Origin of the sequence: Acinetobacter sp. WCHA39, from assembly GCF_002165385.1 — a bacterium.
In the GTDB taxonomy this organism is placed as follows: domain Bacteria; phylum Pseudomonadota; class Gammaproteobacteria; order Pseudomonadales; family Moraxellaceae; genus Acinetobacter.
This window is the reverse complement of record NZ_NHRP01000001.1, coordinates 168820-188128: the sequence shown is the minus strand read 5'-3', so window position 1 is coordinate 188128 and position 19309 is coordinate 168820. Positions and strand designations below refer to the sequence as shown.

Genomic DNA, 19309 nt, shown 5'->3' with positions numbered 1-19309 from the left:
TTAAACTTCCTCTTTAACAATTTGACGAACCGTACCGCTAATTTGATTACCGTAATAAACACCATAGGTTTTGAGGTGGTTTTCTTTACGATAACGCATCAACATACTTTCTAAAGCGCTATCTACAAAAGTCAGTTGTTCTAAATCATTCAAATCAATAAATTGACCTTTCGTCGCATGTGCGATCGGGGTATTACATAAAAATGCAATATATTGCTGCTGGGTGGTCACATCATCATAGACAGAATAGATAAAGCTTGGTGATGCTTCTGGTTGATAAGCTGCAAAGATTTTTTCCAGTGCTTTTTCTGCACCGTCTTTTTCAACTATCAAATGTGGCAATGTCCACTTTTGATCCTGTGTCTGTTCAAGCAAGATCTGATTTTCATGTCCAATCAATGCCATCATCATGACTTTCATACTCGAAATCACATCAGTAGATGATTTGGCAGGTGTGAAATAAGCTCCACGGTAATACCCTAAACCAGCAAAGCCTGCTGAGCCAAAATCTTCAACTTTACCAATTAAAATCGCATGATCACCTGCATCTACAACTTGATACGTCGTGCAATCAAACCAAGCACTGACTTGATCAATGATAGGGTTATGAGATGCGCTCTTTGTCCATGCTAAATTTGCAAATCGATCATCACTTGGGCGAGCAAAAGTATTCGAAATATCCTTTTGTTCTTCTGCCAAAATATTAATTGCAAAATGTGAAGCATTAGCAAAGTTATTATAATTGCTTGATGTCTTGGCAATGCTGACCAGCAGCAAAGCTGGGTCCAAAGACACCGAAGCAAAAGAGTTCGCAGTAAAGCCTAATGGTGTTCCATCATCTTTACAGGTGGTTACGACGGTTACGCCAGTCATAAATGAGCCAAAGGCATCACGTAGTTCGCGTATTTTATTAACACTATCCATTTCACTCATTGTCATATTCCTTCATCAATGTGTGGCAATTTAGACTTGGGTTTCTAACCACGCCTGCATTGCAATATTTACTTGGTCTGGTGCAGTCAAATTCACCATATGACGCTCATTTTCAATCACAATAGCGGTGCCATTTCTCGCTTGGCTTGCCATTTGTATTGCCATTTCTGCTGTTGAATTTGGGTCATCTGTTCCAGTTAACACCAGTGCTGGACACTGAATTTTACTCCAGTCATCTGCGTAAATTTGATCGCCATGTGCAAATGCCGCATATGCTGTGGTATATCCAGACAAGTCCACATTTTCTAACCAAGACTTGACTTTTCCAGCAGCAATTTGTTCTGCTTCACTGTTACCAAACCAGCGTTGTAGTGGTGTTTCAACGTCAATATGACCTGTTTTTAACTCTTCTGCACGATTCACGACAGCATCACGAGCTTGGCTGGTACGCTTGTATACACCGTTCAACACCGCCATTCGTTTGACTAAATCAGGACGAGTTGCACTTACGCCTGTCGTAATCAATGAACCCATCGAATGACCTGCCAAATTCACTGCACCTAAATTCAATGCTGTAATAAATTCGATCGCCCAATCAACAAATGCTTTTAAAGGTGCACCATCCGCAAGTTTTGTACTTTTTCCATGACCCGGCATATCCACCGAAATCACACGATAATGTTTCGAGAAATATTCGATTTGTGGATACCAAGCGGCTGCTTGCATACCTACACCATGGATGAGAACCAAAGGCTCTCCTTCTCCTTGCTCAAAATAATGAGCAATCCGACTATTTGACAGCTGCAGGGTTTTTGAGATCATGACCTAACTCTTCCAAATCTTGATAACGATCGCCAATACGATGATGTGGACGTCCACCTGTCGCTGCACCAATTACAATCACAATTTCATCGGCAGCAGGTGCATCTGGAATTGCAAATTGAAGAGTCAAATAATGAGAACGGCGGCCTTCATCATTTTTATCCATCATTGGAACAAGAATCGAAGCATTCGCTGGACCACGCGTATTATTAAAAGCGAGATAAGACTTAGCCCCGACCGCATTACGATATGTATTTCCAAAATGTAAGGTATGAATGAGGGCTGATGCATGCTCGAGCTCACCATTCAAACCTACGACCGCACTTTTACCAAATGCTTCTACCGCTTCACCTGAACCGACTTCATCAAGAATAAGTTGAGTTAAATGCTCACTTAGAATCGGAGCAATACGGCGAATCTCAGGTGTTAGGTTTTCGACATAACCCTGACCAGCCCATGGGTTTTTGATCACAGCAGCAGCAGCCACCATTTTTAACGGTTTTGTTGCTTCTTTATCGCCATCGACATAAGTCGTTTCAACATGAAGAACTGTTTTACGGATTAGATTCATGGCATTTCCTTGCGAGTGAATTTATTTTTGCATTCGTATTATGGTATACCATAATACATAATGAAAAAAAAGCAAGAGTTTGGTATGCTAATTTTCAGCTAGAAACATGTAACAAAATTTTGACTTATTAAAATCAGGAAAGATTAATCATCTATGAATCTTAAAATTGAAAATCCACCTGTGACTTTACGTGAGCTTTGTTTGAATAAAGTACGTAACGCGATCATTACAGGCTATTTCCCTTCTGGGAAAAGATTAGTCGAAAGAAGCTTGTGCGAAGAATTAGGGGTAAGTCGCTCTGTTGTACGTGAAGTCATTCGTTATTTAGAAGCAGAAGGTTTAGTTGAAATTCTGCCAAATAAAGGCCCAATTGTTTCATTATTGGATTGGGAAATTGCATCGCAAATTTATGAAATTCGACTATTACTCGAACAAAGTGCCGTTGCAGATTGCACCCAAAACCTAACTGCTCAAACAACAGAAACGCTGAAAGTATTATTGATTGAACTTGAGCAAGCCTTTACAGCAGATGACATTAATTTAATTATTTCTACCTCTTCAAAACTTTACGAAACTATTTTTACCACTGCAAAACATCATATTGCTTGGGAAGTAGTACAACGTTTGAATGGTCGGATTAGTCGTCTTCGTGCAATGACCATGAAATCGACGAAGCGTGAAATTTCTGGCTACCAACGTATTAAAAATATGTGCGAAGCAATTTATCTGCACCAAGATCCTGAAAAAGCAAAACAAGCCGTGGCTGAACATATTGCTGAAGCTGCTGCGGTTGCAAAAAATATTTTGAATGCTTAATGCCTCAATCTGTAACTAAAATGGTTTTTTTAATTTAAAAATAAAAGGATAAGGAAATGTCTGCTTACTGGATTGCACATGTCACCATTCACGATATGGAACAGTACAAAGAATATATGGCATTAGCTCCCTTAGCATTTGAAAAATATGGTGCTAAATTCCTTGCTAGAGGAGGAAAATCAATCGATATGGAAGGTATACAGTTTCAACGTCATGTGATTATTGAATTCTCTGATTTGGCAACTGCACAAGCTTGTTATGATTCTGAAGAATATACTAAAGCAAGGCTCGCACGTGAAAATTGTGCTGAAGTCATGATTAGTATTGTTGAAAGTCTAGATTGATCAAAGAAGAGAGATCGCCTCTCTTCTTTTTCTTATTCAATGATACATTTTAAATAATGAATTTATTGAAATAAAAATTATTACATCATCGTAAAAATCAGGTTTATTTCGGTTTTCTACCATTGTAAGTGCACGCTTAAGCCACCTGTTTCATGGTTATTTAGAACTAAGCGCATACCATGTAATTGAGCAATTTTAGATACTATTGCCAATCCTAATCCTGAAGCTCCCACATCACTTCCACCAACTTGGGTAAACCGATTGGTAACCTCACCTAGAAACTTTGGATCAATCCCCGTTCCAGCATCAACCACTTCAAAAATTATCATTTGAACTTGCTTAAATAACTTTACTGAAATGACAGCATTATTTGGCGAGTGCCTTAGAGCATTATCAAATAAATTACGTAGCAACGAGAGTAAAAGCGCCGAGTCTCCATTGATAGTCACCTCTTCAACATCTAGGTGAAATTCAATATTTCTCTTAAATGCCAATGGCATGAGTTGAGCAATTGCCTCTCGAATTAAAGCTGAAAAAATAACAGTTGTAGTATGTACAGACATTTGCCCCGCTTCTAAACGTGCCAACAAAAGCATTTGTTCGACCACTTGCTGATTACGCTCTACACTTTCAGATAAACGCTGTAAAATCATTTCTCTTGCATCAGGTTGAATCAATGCTTGTTCAACTTGTAATTTAATCACAGTAAGTGGCGTTCTTAGTTCGTGCGCTGCATCAGCTAAAAAATGTTTTTCTCTTTCTAATGAAGAATCTACTCGATGAAATAGATCATTTAACTCCGTTATCACAGGTTTCAATTCGTCGGGCGAATGAGGTAAATGTAACGCACTTAAATCATTAAAATCGCGTTGAGAAATTTTTTCACCCAATTCCACTAACGGTGCAAATGCTTTTTTAAGTTGAAGTTTTAATAAACATAAGGCTAAAAAAAGTGCAAAAATCAAACTGAGTAATAGACTAGCTTCGATATTGGTTGATAGCTCCTTTCGAATATCTAATCGCTCTGCAACAGCAAGCCAGCTCTTTTTGTTAGGCAGCCAAACGGTATAAACCATCCAATCATATTCCCCACCTTGAAATTGTGTTAATCCCTCTTTTAATGGTGCTAAAGCATGATTTGGGGCACTGGCCGAACGAAGGACTAAATCGCCCTCTTTACTCCAGACCTGAATTGCAATCTTCTTTTCATAGGCATGACCGTTGAAGCGTTGATCACCTGAACTGATATGTTCAAGTAATGTTTCATCAAGGCTTTTTTGCAAATCTATCCAATTTTGATGTGCCTGTTCTGAATCAATTAAACCCTTAATAATTCTGGTATTATCAATTAGAGTTGCGTCAAACAACTCATTTACTTCATGTTTTGTCGCAAGATAGCCTAAAATACTACTCAAAACTAATGCGAGAATAAGCGCATATAAACTTGTTCTAACAACTTGTTGTTTTATCGATAATATTTTCTGCATTACAGTTCTACTTGAACTAAATATCCAACACCGCGAATGGTTCGAATAAACTCAGGAAATAGCTTTTTACGTAAATGATGGATATGTACCTCTAAAGCATTACTTTCTAATTCATCTTTATCTAATAATGCCGTTTCTAAACGATCACGGGTGATCACCTGTCCAATATGCTCCATCAGTAACTTCAGCAAGCGATATTCTTGACGCGATAAGCTAATTTTCTGATTTAAATAAAAAACTTGATGTGAACTTGGATCTAAACAAACCTCACCAATTTTAATTTTGGTCTGCGCACGGCCACAACGTCGTCTAATTAAAACACGAACTCTTGCCAGTAATTCAGATAAGTCAAAAGGTTTTAAAACATAATCATCTGCACCAAGATCAAGACCAAAAACTCTGTCTTGAATCATGTCTCGTGCCGATAAAATCAGAACAGGCAAGTCTTGTTGCATTTCCCGTAATTGGGCAAGTAACTCAAAACCAGAAATTTTAGGTAAGCCAATATCCAAAATCATCAAGTCATAGCTTGAAGTTTGCAAGCAGCTCATAACCCGTTCAGCATTCTTATGCCAATTTACCTCTGCACCTTGAGCTTGCAAGATTACGGACAAAGACTCACCTAGCATAAGATCATCTTCAACTAAAAAAATACGTTGTCCACTTAGTCGATAATCCATGCTTGCCCCTCTGATTGTTCTGCTAAGAACTGTTTTGCACCCGCACCTTCTAACATTGCCAAGGTCGCTAACATGCCAGCTTGAATACAGGTTTGAGCATAAACGGTAATTGAACGCGGTGCATCTTTTACAGAGATTCCTGTTAATGGATTTAAAATATGGCTATAACGAACACCATCTTTGAACAGATATCTTTTACTATCACCACTGGTCGCCATAGCCCCTGTATTTAAATCAAAATAGGCTTGCGCTTGATTGTTTTGTTCAGGTGTCTCTAAACCGATTCGCCATGCCAAACCTGATTTTCTTGGTCCTCTCGCTCTGAGATCTCCACCAAAATTGACTAAATAAGCTTGCTGACTTAATTGTTCAATAATATCTGCACAACGATCTACTGCGTATTCTTTACCAATTCCACCAAAATCGAGCGACATTCCTTGATGTAAATAAATTTTTTTCTGAGATTGATTCCATTTTACTTTGTCCCAACCAATATGAGGCAAAAGCTGATTGATTTGCTCAATAGTTGGAACTTGCTCTGAACCATCAAAATGCCAAATTTTTCCAAGTATACCAGAGGTAATATCAAATTTTTTTTCGGACAATTGATATAAAATTTCAGAAAAATCAAATAATTTTGCTGTTTCCTCATCCACATCAAACCAACAATCGGTATTGCGATGCAAAGCAGCTAAAAAACTATCATTACGATAACGGCTATATTTCTGTTCAATGCGTAAACATTCTGCATAAACAGCTTGTGCAATATGTGCTGCGCTCGTCCAATCGGTATGATCTAATAACACTTGGCAAGGGCTTGCCATCGCAGTAAAGCGAATTTGATGAAGCGCATCATTTTCTTGTATTAATTCTAATCTATGAGACATCATACTCAGGCTTAGTTTAAATCAGTATAAATTATGAAACCTACCACTTGAAAGTAATAGGTTTTAACAGCTTAGATTAAATTATTACCATTTAAAACTATAACCAAGTTGAACAAAGGTTGCAGATAAATCTGGTTGCAAAATTTGTCCTGCTAAATTCCCACCAATCGGTTTTAGGTCTTTGGCTTTCTGATCATATTGTTCGATGCGGAAACTCAGCTCACGGTCATTTGCAAGATTCATCCCAAACTTAACGCCGTAGGTCGTTGCATCAAACGCACCCAAGCGGCTATCCGCCGATGCATACTGTACGGTCGGAACAGGTTCACCTTGAGCATCTAATTCGATACCATCCCCCACTTTTAAGTAGCTATGATAGAAATCAGCAGCTGTTTGTGTATAGTAACGAACATGGGGTTCTACAAAATATTTCTCATTAACCGCATAACGATACTTTGCATCCAATGTGTGTGATTTAACGCCCCAGTCATCTGTGGTAAAACGATATGAGACATCGGCAACATCACCACGATCAAACCCATATTTGTATTCACCAAAGAAGCTATGACGTGTTCTTTTGTCTGGACGATTTTCAAACAGGTAGAAATTACTGCCTGCCGCAAAGTCCTGATCAGCAATTAAATTGCCGTTAGCATCGACTAGCGTCAAAATTTTATATGGGTCGTTTTGGTATCCATTACTCATCGATAATGAATAGTTGAGTTGTAGCAAGGAGTGACGATCAATTACTTGCGTTAAACCAAGTAAAACATCAGAAACATTCTTGCTCTTTGTGCCTTGTTGTTTCTGTCCATCCAATTGTGGAGTTAGAGGTACAGGCGCACCACCAACAGCATCAATACTGTCATACTCAAATGCGCCACCCAATGACACAGTGGTATTCTTGTCATTAAAGTCTTTCGCAATGCTCGCATTTGCTCCGATTGATCTGAAATCGTACTCATTTGAGACATTTCCACCCACATTAAGCTTCATATCTGGTGCAATTGGTTGTTGCCAATTTGCGGATGCTGCAACACGGGTATCATGAAATTCATCATCTAAGGGTAATTGGTTTGCTGGCGTTGGTTTCGCAGCATTACCTGATGGGCCTGTAAAAGTTTGTGGCACATTGGCTGATGTCGCACCGTTCGGTGAAGCACCTGTGAGTGAATCAACAACAACTTTTCCAGATAAAATATGTTGGTCGCCAAAGTCTTTTTCAAAGCGCAGACTCGGTTCAATAGCTTGAACACGACTATCCGCCTCTTTATACATCAACACCGCAGTATCAACTTTCCAGCCTGGCTCTACGATTTTAGATAAACTAAAAGGTGAAGTTGTGCTTTCTTTGCTAGATGTCGTTGTCGTTTCAGCATGTGCAACGTGACTACTTAATAAAACTGTTGAAGCCTGAGTCAAAGCAAGCGCAATATGGCGTGCCGATTTTTTTGTTAATTGCATCCGCAACCTCCACCACCAAAACCACGACCGCCACTGGCTGCTTCTTTACTAAAATAAATATGTTCATCATAAGCTGCATCTAATGGTGCAGCATCTAATTGCATCGCTGGACGAGCCAAAATATCACGCTCCCAAGGCTTAACCCCTGAAGTTTGCATCTTTGTCTGCATATGACTACATGCGGATAACAACAGACTCGGCAATAAGATGCCTAGACTGGTTAATATCTTCAAACTAAGTTTCAAATTTCACCTCTGCTCTAAGTATTTTTATTGGAGAGTAAGCGCACAATCTCAGCCTCATACTCGGCTTCTTTAGCCTTGAAGAAACCTTGATGTTTTGCTGCTGGCTGACCATCGCGCCCAAGAATGAATGTGGAAGGCATTCCTGGTACCTTAAATTGGCTGGCTAACTTTCCTTGTTGGTCTGATCTAATTTCAAAATTAGGCTGATATTGCTGAATAAACTTGAGCGCTAATGCAGGATCTTTGTCTACATTGATTCCTACGAAAACCAATCCATCTTTTCCGTACTTGGCTTGCATTTGTTTCATCCAAGGAAAAGATTCTCGACAAGGGCCACACCAACTGGCCCAGAAGTCAATCACAACCACTTTCCCTGCATATTTCGACCAATTAATATCGCTCGCTGGCAACATTTTATTGTTTACAGAAACTGCTGATGGTTCTGCTGCCTGAGTTGTGCTGACAATCAAAGCACCACCACAACTCAGTAATGCTAAAACTGCAATTCGCCATTTTATTTTTGCTAACGTTTGTTTTTCCCAAGCCATCGACTGACTCCACATTTTCCTCAGCTCATAGACTAATGAAATGCAATCGGTCAAACATTAACACTTGCTTAAGACAATCCAGCAATGGCTTAAGCAAGTGTTAAGGCAAGTTGTGATTAAGTTCAGTACGCTTCATCCATCAAAAAATGTACGTCCGTATAAATGAAATTAGGGGATGTCTGGATGAGACCGTTCTTCAATCCGATTCAAGATGTTTATAGATCTACACTGCATATTTTTATTGTTTTAATTTTAGGTTTTTTATCACTGCAAAGCGTGAATGCAGCTACACCTGATTTCTCGAAACTTGTGGATACAACTCAAGATAGCTTTTTGCCTGTAGAACAAGCATTTTCATTAAAAGTACAACCAGATCAAAATCAAGCTGCACTAAATTTGAAATGGACGATTGCACCCAATTACAGTTTGTATCGAGATCGAATTCATGTAGAAGTCTTCACACCAAAAGATGTGACGATAGATACAAGCGAACTTGCTGGTCATATGGTATGGAAACAAGATCCTAATTTTGGACGTGTGGCTGTATTTCATGATGCTGCAACAATGAAAGTTGGTATTACCCATTTAGGTAGTAGCCAACCAGAAACAGTCCAAATCAAATTGCGTTACCAAGGTTGTGCTGATAGTGGCTTATGCTTTCCACCTGTAGATGAAGTACTCACCATTCATCCCAAAGGATTAAAATTGGTTTCTGCAACTAGTATTAAAAAGCTCAACACCACACTAGAAACCATAAGTCCTGTAAAAAATAAAGATGAAAATTACGATCTGAATAATGCCTCTAGTCTTGCTGCATTTTTAAATCATGCGAGTGTGCCACTTATTTTATTAACACTTTTAGTCTTAGGTGCAGGTCTTGCATTTACACCTTGTGTATTTCCGATGATGCCGATTCTTTCAGGTTTGATTGCGGGTGAAAAAAGTGAGCGATTAACAGGATGGAGAGGTTTTAAACTGTCCCTTGCTTATGTACTGGGTATGGCGGTGTGTTATGCCATCATGGGAACACTCATGGGGTATTTCGGTGCGAAAGCAAATCTTCAATTATGGCTACAATCACCAGCGGTACTTATCAGCTTTGCTATTTTATTTATTGTTTTGGCTTTCGGTATGTTTGGTGTATACACCCTACAACTCCCGCATTTTGTTCAAAACAAATTAGATCGATTTTCTCAACAACAAAAAGGTGGGCGCATTGGTTCGGTTGCACTGATGGGCGCACTTTCAGCACTTGTTGTTTCGCCCTGTGTTTCTGCGCCTTTAGCGGGTGTATTGGTCTATATCAGTGCCACTGGTGATGCTTTACTTGGTGGAATGGCATTATTTAGTTTAGGACTAGGTATGGGAATTCCATTAATTGTCCTAGGTACCACAAGTGCTAAATTATTGCCACGCTCTGGAAGCTGGATGGAGCAAATCAAGAGTATTTTTGGTGTTGGATTAATCGCTGTCGCAATTTGGTTACTATCTCGCGTTTGGACAGGAAGTGTAACGCTATGGATGTGGGGTGCCTTACTTGGAGGCTATGGGGTTTGGTTAGGTGCTTTTGAACAAGCAAAAAACCATAAAGATCGCTTAGTCAAAGCATTTGGTCTTGGGCTTAGCGTATTAGCGCTATTTTTATGGATCGGTGCTGCAACAGGCCAAGATGATCCATTACACCCACTTGCTGCTTTAAGCCATACGGCAGTATCACCCGATACCACTAAACCAGCGAATGTCATCTTTGAAACAGTGAACCAACCGCAAGCTTTACAAGCCTTATTAGATCAAGCCAAACAAAATAAACAGACTGTTGTAATCGATGTATCTGCCGATTGGTGCGCTGCTTGCCAAGTCATGGAACGTTCAACGTTTCGCGATAGCCGTGTGATTGAAGCATTTTCGAAATATAAAAGAATTCGTTTTGATATGAGCGAAAGCACTCAAGTACAAAAAGAATGGCTACAAGCCATGCATTTGTATGGCCCACCTGCACTCATTTTTATCGACAATAATGGTAATGAATTAAAAAGTTTACGCGTTCAAGGGGAAATTGAAGCAGATAAACTGATTGCACATCTTAAATAAATCATCCAAATCTAGGCATCTTGAATATCAGTTATTCTAGATGCCTTTGCATTTTCAATGCCTCACTATATTGGATCAATATGAGTGACAACATCTATGACATTATGATTTTTAAGGACTTCATTTCTCGCCTCTACTGCAATTCTATGTCCTTCTTTGACACTTTGTTCGCCACTGACTTCCAAATGAACATCGACAATAATCATGTCACCCATTTTACGTGTTCTGAGTTGATGCAGACCTAGTATCCCGTCTTTCTTCAACAAAGTTGCTTTGATCGCGGCTATTTCATCTTCGTTCGCCGACTTGTCCATCAAATCATGTAAGCCCGTCCAGCTAAACTCAAACCCCATTTTGGCAATCATTAAACCGACAATTAAGGCTGCGATTGGGTCAAGAATTGGATATCCTGCGAGATTACCTAAAATCCCTAAGGCAACAACAAAAGAAGATGCTGCATCTGAACGTGCATGCCAAGCATTTGCAATCAATAAACTTGATTTTACTTTTTTGGCAATAGCGAGCATATAACGGAACAAAAGTTCTTTACATATCAAGGCTGTTATCGCAACCCAAAGCGCCATACTGTGAACTTTGGGAATTTGTTCGGGATGAAGGATCTTATGCGTTGCCGTCCATAACATACCAACACCAACAATAAATAAGATCAGACCAAGTATAAAAGATGCTGCATTTTCAAAACGAAGATAACCATATGGATGTGCATCGTCAGGTGCTTTTTGGCTATGACGGTTCGCCATCAATACAATAAAATCCGCAACTAAATCACTTAAAGTATGAATACCATCTGCAACTAGACCTTGTGATTTTGAAAAAATACCAATCAATATCTGTCCAATCGACAAAAAGATATTAACAACAACACTTATCCACGTTGATTTGGAAGCAGCTTTTGCTCTCGACTCAAGATCAATATTTGATTCAATCATAATCTTTTAAGCTCTTGGTTCATTTTTTAAAATAAAGCATGCTTTTCAGAACATTATCTTTAAATACATAATGATGAATTAAGGCAGCTAATGCATGTAAACCTATAAGCACCATGAAAAAATTTCCAAGAAACTCATGCGTTTCACCAATTATTTCTACGTCCCATGAATTACTTATTAAAGGTAAATTCATTCCAAATAACTGATAACTTTCGGTTAATCCAGATAAAGTAAACCAACCTAATACAGGAATTAAAAATAACAATGAATAAAGTGTATGTTTCACCATTAAAAATAATGTTTTCTGATATTTACTCATCGGCTTATTGTGTGGGAGATCTTTTTTATAAATAGAAATCATTATAATTCTGATGAAAAATAACAGAAATACTGAGACTCCAGCAAAAACATGCAGTTCCCCACTTTTTAGATGCACTGTTGGATCTCCGCCAGTGATATAAGCAAGTACGACAAGAAGAAACGTTAACCAATGCACTATCATTACAGGAAAAGGATATTTATTTTTCATACCACCCCGACATTAAAATTCATATTTCAAAATATATAAAAATATTCTATTACATTATAAAAGTGATCTTAAATTTAAATTAATTTTTAAAAAATATTTTAAATATCAAAAACTAAAAATAAATATCATTTAACACCAAATAAAAGCAATCATTCTCAATTTCATTCATTATAAATTCATGAGCAAATACAACTCTAATTATTTCCATGTTTAATCGGAAAGTATTTTATGCAAAATTTAGCATAAAACACTTGGATATCTGAATTATAAAATTGGCTTAATCCGCCCAAATAATGCTATTAAGTGAATCAATACAAGATTATAACCATTCACTCGTATCATCAGCGACTGCTGTACCATGAATGATATGCATAATCATGGCATAGGCAATACTGCCTTTAAATGGGATTTCTGGAAGTTGATCAAATTTAAAAAATTGAGCATCACTAAGCTCATCTTGCTGTAATTCAATTTCACCCGCGTGATAATCTGCTTTAAATGCAACCATCAAATTGCTTGGAAATGGCCAAGGTTGACTTGCCAAATATTTTATATTTTTAATGTGTAGGCCTACTTCTTCAAGTGTCTCACGTCGAACGGCATCTTCTAATGTTTCCCCTACCTCAACAAAACCCGCGATCAAACTATACATTTGCGTTTTATTTCGAGCATTTTTTGCGAGTAGAATTTCATCATCACCGCGTGTAATAATCGTAATGACACATGGATTCACTTTTGGGTATTGTGTGTAGCCACAACTTGAACAAACCATCGCAAACTGCTCAATGCTCTGGGTGGTTTTAGTTCCACATCGACCACAAAACTGATGATTACGTCGCCATTCAAGTAATTGAACAGCTCGACTTGCTTGCTCAAATTGCGTCTTATTCCAAAACTGTACTAATTGACGAATCGGTACAAAATCGAATCCTTCAGGAATGGTTTCATTTTCAGATAAATCTCGAGCAATCACTTTATGATCACTTGATAACGCCAGATCGTTATGCAATCTTTCGACTTGAGGAAGTTGGAAATCTTGATCCACTAAAAGCTGCTGTTGTTGAAAAATATAAGCAATTGATAAATTAGACATTACTTTACCTTAGTGATATGCAATTGATCTATATAAATAAAATCTATACTGTAGAATTGGTTATGAATGAAAGCTTCTAATTTGTCACTGATCTTATTCAATGATGTTTATATTGGCGTGAGCAGTAACCACGAGACACTTCAGGCGAACGTAACTGCAAATGTTTTGTCTTACGTCCACTTACTCTCTTCCGCCAAAGCTTAAAGCTATTGGTTTGTAAATGAAGCCGCATAAGTCGGATTACAGCTGATTCATTCAAACCATATTCACGAGAGATCGCTTCAAATGGGGTTCTGTCTTCCCAAGCCATTTCAATAATTCTAGATATATCACCATCGAGATATTGAGCTGTCTGAATCACAAAATCATCCTTACTTTTTAGAATTAAACTCAAAAATTCATGCAATAGATGACGATCAATCATCTGTTATCACAATTTAAATATTTGGATGATATTAAGATGTTATAGATGAAAAATTTGTGATTTTTTAAGATGAAGTAGTATAAGAAAATGATCTAAATAAGGGAGAAATTTAATCTCCCTTAAAACATAAGTGATTGATCTACAATTTTATATAATTCGTTTTATACGAGAGCAGTCTTTTTAGGATGTAACCTTGATTAGGCTACTCAGAGATCCAAATTTTTTGACTTAAACACACCATCGTAAACGGAACAGAATATTTACAGGATTGGATAATTAAAGTTAACCAGATTAAAAAAAGCCACATCTGGAAATGTGGCGAAAGGTGTAACTATACTTGTACGGCTTTAGCGTATTTTTAAGTTAACTGAATTAGCTTAAATCAAACTGAATTTATCAAACTCAAGAAAGTTCTCTGATCAGTAATGATCATATTAAGTAATAAGACATCTACGTTTTATATAGGATGCAATCGGGTTAAATTAGAGCAGAAAAAGAAAGACACTGGTTACTAAGCCAAGAAAGCACTCGTCATCTTGGTCAGCTGTTCAGACAGTACAATTCAGTACGAGTCTCACAAATTATTTTTAAAATTTACTGTGAGATTAATATCCTAGGCTATGACATAAAACTACTACAGCAAGCAGCGAAACGATTACATCAAAAATTTGTCTACCACATTCATCACATTGGTTTAGATAAAATTTTATGTATTCAAAGTCGGATTCAAAGAACAATGACAGACCAATGTTACGTCAATATTCTTGTTTAAGCTAAACCAAATGCAGAAATTAACTTCAATACTGATTTAAGTCTATTTCTCGATAGATACGAAAAGGATTCAATTCAACTTATCACCATTGCCGATGACCTGCTTGATAAACGCTTTGAACTATTCGCTAAAAGCAACAATCGTACTGATATCAATTTCAAGGAATGGAAAGGATTTTTTAAACATATGCTCTATCCTTTGAATCATTACTACTATGAATCAGAGCATATAAAATTATCATTTACCACAACTTTGCTATAAGTTGAAAACAATTACTAAATCAAGTTTCTAGTCAACCAACGAAATTTCAAACTTGGGAATTTCAAATTCCCAAGTAGTCCTCTAGACTCCTATTAAATGTAATTAAATCCAAAGTTTGATGAGGTATAGATTGAGGGATAAAACCACAGATAAAAAAAGCCCTTGTAAAAACAAGGGCTTTTTTAAATATTTGGCGGAAGCGGTGACAGTCAAATTAAAAATACAATATATTGATTAATAACAATAAAAATATTTAAATTTAATTTTTTACTACTATTTTTACCACTTTAAATTTTATCTTAATATTTTTATTATGATCTCCATTTTAGGGACAGTTTTTCTTTATTAAAGTTCATATTTTTAGCTCTAAAATGATGTACACGCGCACGTGCAGAACATCCATAGAAAACTCTATGAATGGTGATTAGTCATCAAATTAATTAGAGCGTGGGGGTTTCCATAAATTGGATGGATCAGATGAGGTGAAATTTTGATTTAATGGAGAAAAAGCAGACTGTTCCACAGGGGAAGAAACCATAGATTGCAAAACACCTAGTGCTGTAGATGTATATGCAATTTTAGAAAATGACATAATACAATCTTGCTTAGACATACATGATGGATCATGTAATTGCTTCTTAATCTTTACTTCAGCTTTCATACAATCCATGTGCATAGCACTTGCTTTTTCATGATCTTCAGAATTCATCATTTGCATGGATTGCATATCTTGAGATGACATTAAACATGGACTATGTACAGATGCAGCTGCTGCTGCCGATCCTACGATAAGGATGGCAAATGATAAAAACAGCGAAAGGCATGTTTTTAACCAGTGCATAATGTCATGACCAAAATTTAAGCTTTTTTAGTTTTACAGATTCTTAGTAAAATAACAATCCTATAATTAATTTAAATAATTACTTAGACAAGAGCATGGTTGTTGATATGAATCAACAACCATGCTCTAGATTAAAAATGACTCACAACTTGATAAGTTATAAAAGAGAATAAGTAGGCCAACGAGAAAAGATAGATAGCCATTATGGTTGGCTGTTTCCAACTCCCTGTTTCTCTCCTGATAGTTGCCAATGTTGCTAAACAATGTGGGGCAAAGATAAACCAAACTAATAGGGACATACCTGTCGCTAGTCCCCATCCATCAGGACCCGATATTTGAGATAATAAGGTTTGGGTAACTGCATTCTCATCACCAGACATTGCATAGATTACGCCTAATGCAGCAATAATCACTTCACGAGCTGCCATGGCAGGAATCAAAGCAATACAAATTTCCCACGTGAATCCAATCGGAGCAAATATTGGATGGATTAGATGTCCTAACCGTCCAGCAATACTATAATTGATTGGTGGCATTGTTGGGTTATCAGGTGGTAATGGGAACGTTACCAAGAACCATAATAAAATAGAAAGTGCGACAATAATTCCACCAACTCTTTTTAAGAATATAGTCGCTCTATCATAAAGCCCCAAAGCTACATTTCGAACATCTGGAATACGGTATGTAGGTAATTCAAAAATGAAAATACTTTCAGTTTTATCTTTTCTTACTAATTTCAAAAATAAAGAGACCAATAAAGCAGATAGGATTCCTGACATGTAAAGTCCGAATAGAACTAAGCCTTGTAAACTGAGCCAACCGTAAACCAATTTATTTGGAATAAAGGCTGCTATCAGCAAAGCATAGACAGGCAATCGAGCAGAGCATGTCATCAATGGAGCAATCATTATCGTTGCCAAACGATCTCTTTCAGAACTGATACTCCGTGTTGCCATAATTCCTGGGATGGCACAGGCAAAGCTTGAAAGCAACGGAATAAATGAACGCCCACTTAAGCCTGCTTTAGACATCAATTTATCCAACAAAAAGGCAGCTCTAGGTAAGTAACCCGATTCCTCTAAAACTAAAATAAAGAAAAATAAAATAAGAATTTGAGGCATATAGGCAAGCACACTACCTGCACCCGCAATCACACCGTCAACAATCAAACTTCTTAGAAGTTGGTGCGAAATTAAAGGTCCAACAGCCCCACTAAACCATGTAATCGAATTTTCAATAAATGCAATGAAGGGTTGTGCCCAAATGAAAACAGCCTGAAACATTACAAACATGGTAAAGGTCAATATTAATAATCCAAAAAATGGATGTAAGAATATTTTGTCTAAGAAAGCCGTTCGTTTATCACCATTATCATTCTTCAATATGACCTGTTTTGTAATATCTTTGATTTGGTCGAAATGATTTAGATCAGAATGATAAGGGGAAATAAACAAATTTTTTTGGTCTAACTGCGTTAATAAACCCTGAATCCCTTTTGTCTTTACAGCTATCGATTCAACAACAGGAATACCTAAGAGCTGAGATAATTTTGATGTGTCAATCGAGATACCACGTTTTCTAACCTCATCCATCATGTTAAGAACAAGTAACATTGGTCTGTTTAAAGCTCTGACTTCAAGTACAAGACTTAAATGAAGATGAAGATTCGTAGCATCCACAACACATACAAAAATATCAGGTATAACTTCACCTTTTAACTCGCCAAAACAGACTGCTCTAGTTACTTCTTCATCTAAACTACTTGGCTTTAAACTGTAAGTCCCAGGTAAATCCAGTACTCGTACAGTATCGCCAGAAGGTAATTTAAAAAAACCCTCTTTCCGTTCTACCGTTACCCCAGCATAATTAGCAACTTTTTGACGAGTCCCTGTGAGGGTGTTAAAAAGTGATGTTTTACCGCAATTGGGATTACCAACGAGTGCAATATTTTTAGTGTTCATTGGTAATCTCTACAAAAATTCGTTCTGCTTCATTTTTTCTTAATGCGAAACGTGAGGTTTCGATTTGAACCAACACAGGATCACCACCAAAAAGCCCTTTCGCAAGCACTTGTAAGGTTTCACCTACTCTAAAGCCCAGCAGTTCTAAACGCTCCAGAACAGGATCATTTTTATCTTGATACTGTTCACCCTTTTTAAGATCAATGATTTTTACAGTCTGATCTTGCTTTACTTGAAATAAATTCATTGTCTGTACCTTATTTCAACGCCAAAATTTTTCGAGCGCCATTCAGCACAAATAATGAAACAAGAATACCAATAATCAAATCTGGATAAGCTGAGCCCGTCCATGCAACCAGTACACCTGCTAAAATTACTCCCATATTTACTATCACGTCATTAGCAGAGAAGATCCAACTCGCTTTCATATGGGCTCCACCATCTTTATGCCCAGAAATGAGATACAAGCACGTCACATTGGCAATAAGTGCTAAAAAGCCAATAATGATCATCAAATCTGACTCTGGTTCACTACCGAACATGAAACGTCTGACAACATCAATAATAACGATCAAAGCTAATAAAAGTTGAATCCATCCTGCAAAATGAGCTGCTTTTAATTGGTATTTAGCTGCTTTCCCTACCGCATAAAGTGCTATACTGTAAACGGCAGCATCTGCAAACATATCAAGAGAATCCGCAATAAGCCCCGTCGATGCAGCAATGATGCCACTTATGAACTCAATAAAAAAAAGAACACCATTAATCGCTAGTAATAATTTTAGGACTTTCGCCTGCTTAGTCGGATCTGGCGTTTCAGGCAATTCCCCAGTGGCTTTTACTGTTTCCACAAGCTTTGCACCAAAACCGAGGGCTTCAAGTTTTGTGGTAATTTCATTAATCCCATTTGTATGGAAAACAACTAACTGTCTTTGTGCCAAATCAAATGATAAACCTTTAACTTCATGCAAGGGAGAAAGAGCCATTCTGACCATTTGCTCTTCTGCCGAACAATCCATCTTTGGAATCAGAAAAGTACTGGCTTCTTGTGTGTGCTCTTTATTTTCATAAGCTTCAGTTTTATTTAATTTTGCTCCAAATCCAAGAGCTTCAAGTTTTGCAGTGATTTCATTATTTTCACCATTATGCAGAACTTTTAGGTTTCGGTTTGGCAAATCAAATACCAGCCTCTTAACATCTACTAATGAAGATAAAGTCATCCGAACCATTTGTTCCTCTGCGGAGCAATCCATTTTCGGGATGTTATAGTCACTGATGAAAGTCGCTGTATCTTCACTCCCCCGAATCGTTTCAGGTGAAGTTATCGAATCCGAACCACAACATGAATTCGACTGCGTAGAACACGGCTGGTTACTACCGCAAGTATCTTTTTCATCAGAGTTAGCTCCTTGCTGTAACTCATTACCACAACAAGAGCTTTTACTTACTTCAGTAGCTGAATCTTTACCTTTACAAGAATCTGTTTCTGATTCATTTTGTTTTTGCTTGGTATCGTCGCAAGAACTTTCTTTATTACAACCGCAACCACTCATTGATGTGCCTATAGTCATATCTTTACTTATTGCATAT

General features: G+C 37.4%; 20 protein-coding genes. 3 read left to right on the top strand and 17 right to left on the bottom strand.

All coding sequences use genetic code 11. The features are described from left to right. Genes tgnA through CDG56_RS00845 form a run of 3 tightly spaced genes read right to left on the bottom strand, consistent with a single transcriptional unit; the run spans position 1 to position 2326 of the window. Positions 1-933, bottom strand: a complete 933-nt coding sequence (tgnA, locus tag CDG56_RS00855) for a flavin-dependent trigonelline monooxygenase reductase component (protein WP_087546624.1) — start codon at positions 931-933, stop codon at positions 1-3. A 30-nt stretch (positions 934-963) separates the two neighbouring features. Next, positions 964-1755: an alpha/beta fold hydrolase gene (locus tag CDG56_RS00850; RefSeq protein ID WP_087546623.1), complete on the bottom strand. Its 792-nt coding sequence runs from the start codon at positions 1753-1755 to the stop codon at positions 964-966. Beyond that, positions 1724-2326, bottom strand: coding sequence for an amino acid synthesis family protein (locus CDG56_RS00845; protein WP_004660959.1), 603 nt, complete (start codon positions 2324-2326; stop codon positions 1724-1726). Before CDG56_RS00845 ends, CDG56_RS00850 begins: the two co-directional genes overlap by 32 nt. A 153-nt stretch (positions 2327-2479) precedes the next feature. Between CDG56_RS00845 and CDG56_RS00840 the strand changes: the two genes are divergently transcribed. Beyond that, a complete protein-coding gene (locus CDG56_RS00840) occupies positions 2480-3142 on the top strand; it encodes a GntR family transcriptional regulator (protein WP_005161509.1) in 663 nt (220 codons plus the stop codon). Between the two features lie 56 nt (positions 3143-3198). Then, positions 3199-3486, top strand: a complete 288-nt coding sequence (locus CDG56_RS00835; protein ID WP_087546622.1) for a DUF1330 domain-containing protein — start codon at positions 3199-3201, stop codon at positions 3484-3486. Between the two features lie 116 nt (positions 3487-3602). Here CDG56_RS00835 and CDG56_RS00830 read toward each other — a convergent pair whose 3' ends face one another. The 6 genes from CDG56_RS00830 to CDG56_RS00805 form a co-directional block, all read right to left on the bottom strand. Then, positions 3603-4973, bottom strand: a complete 1371-nt coding sequence (locus CDG56_RS00830; RefSeq protein ID WP_087546621.1) for an ATP-binding protein — start codon at positions 4971-4973, stop codon at positions 3603-3605. Continuing rightward, positions 4973-5653: a response regulator gene (locus tag CDG56_RS00825; protein WP_087546620.1), complete on the bottom strand. Its 681-nt coding sequence runs from the start codon at positions 5651-5653 to the stop codon at positions 4973-4975. Before CDG56_RS00825 ends, CDG56_RS00830 begins: the two co-directional genes overlap by 1 nt. Continuing rightward, on the bottom strand, positions 5638-6540 hold the full coding sequence (locus tag CDG56_RS00820) for an FAD:protein FMN transferase (RefSeq protein ID WP_227519029.1): 903 nt from the start codon (positions 6538-6540) through the stop codon (positions 5638-5640). Before CDG56_RS00820 ends, CDG56_RS00825 begins: the two co-directional genes overlap by 16 nt. 84 nt (positions 6541-6624) lie before the next feature. Continuing rightward, positions 6625-8004, bottom strand: a complete 1380-nt coding sequence (locus CDG56_RS00815; protein ID WP_087546618.1) for a DUF3570 domain-containing protein — start codon at positions 8002-8004, stop codon at positions 6625-6627. Further along, positions 7995-8162 (bottom strand): DUF4266 domain-containing protein, encoded by a 168-nt coding sequence (locus tag CDG56_RS00810; protein WP_264754474.1) that lies wholly within the window; start codon positions 8160-8162, stop codon positions 7995-7997. Before CDG56_RS00810 ends, CDG56_RS00815 begins: the two co-directional genes overlap by 10 nt. A 101-nt stretch (positions 8163-8263) precedes the next feature. Next, entirely contained in the window at positions 8264-8797 is a 534-nt protein-coding gene (locus CDG56_RS00805; protein WP_004827093.1) for a TlpA family protein disulfide reductase, read from the bottom strand. Positions 8798-8980: 183 nt separating this feature from the next. Between CDG56_RS00805 and dsbD the strand changes: the two genes are divergently transcribed. Next, complete coding sequence (gene dsbD, locus CDG56_RS00800; RefSeq protein ID WP_087546616.1) at positions 8981-10888, top strand: protein-disulfide reductase DsbD; 1908 nt, start codon at positions 8981-8983, stop codon at positions 10886-10888. Positions 10889-10953: 65 nt separating this feature from the next. Here dsbD and CDG56_RS00795 read toward each other — a convergent pair whose 3' ends face one another. The 8 genes from CDG56_RS00795 to CDG56_RS00760 all read right to left on the bottom strand — a co-directional run bounded on the left by CDG56_RS00795 (position 10954) and on the right by CDG56_RS00760 (position 19272). Then, positions 10954-11838: a cation diffusion facilitator family transporter gene (locus CDG56_RS00795; protein WP_087546615.1), complete on the bottom strand. Its 885-nt coding sequence runs from the start codon at positions 11836-11838 to the stop codon at positions 10954-10956. A 19-nt stretch (positions 11839-11857) separates the two neighbouring features. Further along, a complete protein-coding gene (locus tag CDG56_RS00790) occupies positions 11858-12367 on the bottom strand; it encodes a cytochrome b (RefSeq protein WP_087546614.1) in 510 nt (169 codons plus the stop codon). 319 nt (positions 12368-12686) lie between these two features. Further along, complete coding sequence (nudC, locus tag CDG56_RS00785; protein WP_087546613.1) at positions 12687-13460, bottom strand: NAD(+) diphosphatase; 774 nt, start codon at positions 13458-13460, stop codon at positions 12687-12689. Positions 13461-13557: 97 nt separating this feature from the next. Continuing rightward, positions 13558-13821, bottom strand: coding sequence for a TIGR03643 family protein (locus CDG56_RS00780; protein WP_034601686.1), 264 nt, complete (start codon positions 13819-13821; stop codon positions 13558-13560). A 1532-nt stretch (positions 13822-15353) separates the two neighbouring features. Then, complete coding sequence (locus tag CDG56_RS00775) at positions 15354-15758, bottom strand: hypothetical protein (RefSeq protein WP_005198552.1); 405 nt, start codon at positions 15756-15758, stop codon at positions 15354-15356. Between the two features lie 131 nt (positions 15759-15889). Next, positions 15890-17719, bottom strand: coding sequence for a ferrous iron transporter B (gene feoB / locus CDG56_RS00770; protein ID WP_087546612.1), 1830 nt, complete (start codon positions 17717-17719; stop codon positions 15890-15892). Further along, entirely contained in the window at positions 17709-17966 is a 258-nt protein-coding gene (locus tag CDG56_RS00765; protein WP_087546611.1) for a FeoA family protein, read from the bottom strand. The genes feoB and CDG56_RS00765 overlap by 11 nt, the downstream gene beginning before the upstream one ends. A gap of 10 nt (positions 17967-17976) precedes the next feature. Next, positions 17977-19272: a cation transporter gene (locus tag CDG56_RS00760; RefSeq protein WP_018679539.1), complete on the bottom strand. Its 1296-nt coding sequence runs from the start codon at positions 19270-19272 to the stop codon at positions 17977-17979. Positions 19273-19309: the final 37 nt, after the last annotated feature.

Excerpts from the sequence above, each read along its gene's own strand:
- CDG56_RS00795 (WP_087546615.1), bottom strand. The coding sequence starts at position 11,838 with ATGATTGAATCAAATATTGATCTTGAGTCGAGAGCAAAAGCTGCTTCC.
- CDG56_RS00830 (WP_087546621.1), bottom strand. The coding sequence starts at position 4,973 with ATGCAGAAAATATTATCGATAAAACAACAAGTTGTTAGAACAAGTTTA.
- CDG56_RS00820 (WP_227519029.1), bottom strand. The coding sequence starts at position 6,540 with ATGTCTCATAGATTAGAATTAATACAAGAAAATGATGCGCTTCATCAA.
- CDG56_RS00790 (WP_087546614.1), bottom strand. The coding sequence starts at position 12,367 with ATGAAAAATAAATATCCTTTTCCTGTAATGATAGTGCATTGGTTAACG.
- CDG56_RS00760 (WP_018679539.1), bottom strand. The coding sequence starts at position 19,272 with ATGAGTGGTTGCGGTTGTAATAAAGAAAGTTCTTGCGACGATACCAAG.
- CDG56_RS00835 (WP_087546622.1), top strand. The coding sequence starts at position 3,199 with ATGTCTGCTTACTGGATTGCACATGTCACCATTCACGATATGGAACAG.
- CDG56_RS00815 (WP_087546618.1), bottom strand. The coding sequence starts at position 8,004 with ATGCAATTAACAAAAAAATCGGCACGCCATATTGCGCTTGCTTTGACT.
- feoB (WP_087546612.1), bottom strand. The coding sequence starts at position 17,719 with ATGAACACTAAAAATATTGCACTCGTTGGTAATCCCAATTGCGGTAAA.
- tgnA (WP_087546624.1), bottom strand. The coding sequence starts at position 933 with ATGAGTGAAATGGATAGTGTTAATAAAATACGCGAACTACGTGATGCC.
- CDG56_RS00765 (WP_087546611.1), bottom strand. The coding sequence starts at position 17,966 with ATGAATTTATTTCAAGTAAAGCAAGATCAGACTGTAAAAATCATTGAT.
- CDG56_RS00810 (WP_264754474.1), bottom strand. The coding sequence starts at position 8,162 with ATGCAAACTTCAGGGGTTAAGCCTTGGGAGCGTGATATTTTGGCTCGT.
- CDG56_RS00850 (WP_087546623.1), bottom strand. The coding sequence starts at position 1,755 with ATGATCTCAAAAACCCTGCAGCTGTCAAATAGTCGGATTGCTCATTAT.
- CDG56_RS00845 (WP_004660959.1), bottom strand. The coding sequence starts at position 2,326 with ATGAATCTAATCCGTAAAACAGTTCTTCATGTTGAAACGACTTATGTC.
- CDG56_RS00825 (WP_087546620.1), bottom strand. The coding sequence starts at position 5,653 with ATGGATTATCGACTAAGTGGACAACGTATTTTTTTAGTTGAAGATGAT.
- dsbD (WP_087546616.1), top strand. The coding sequence starts at position 8,981 with ATGAGACCGTTCTTCAATCCGATTCAAGATGTTTATAGATCTACACTG.
- nudC (WP_087546613.1), bottom strand. The coding sequence starts at position 13,460 with ATGTCTAATTTATCAATTGCTTATATTTTTCAACAACAGCAGCTTTTA.
- CDG56_RS00775 (WP_005198552.1), bottom strand. The coding sequence starts at position 15,758 with ATGCACTGGTTAAAAACATGCCTTTCGCTGTTTTTATCATTTGCCATC.
- CDG56_RS00805 (WP_004827093.1), bottom strand. The coding sequence starts at position 8,797 with ATGGCTTGGGAAAAACAAACGTTAGCAAAAATAAAATGGCGAATTGCA.
- CDG56_RS00840 (WP_005161509.1), top strand. The coding sequence starts at position 2,480 with ATGAATCTTAAAATTGAAAATCCACCTGTGACTTTACGTGAGCTTTGT.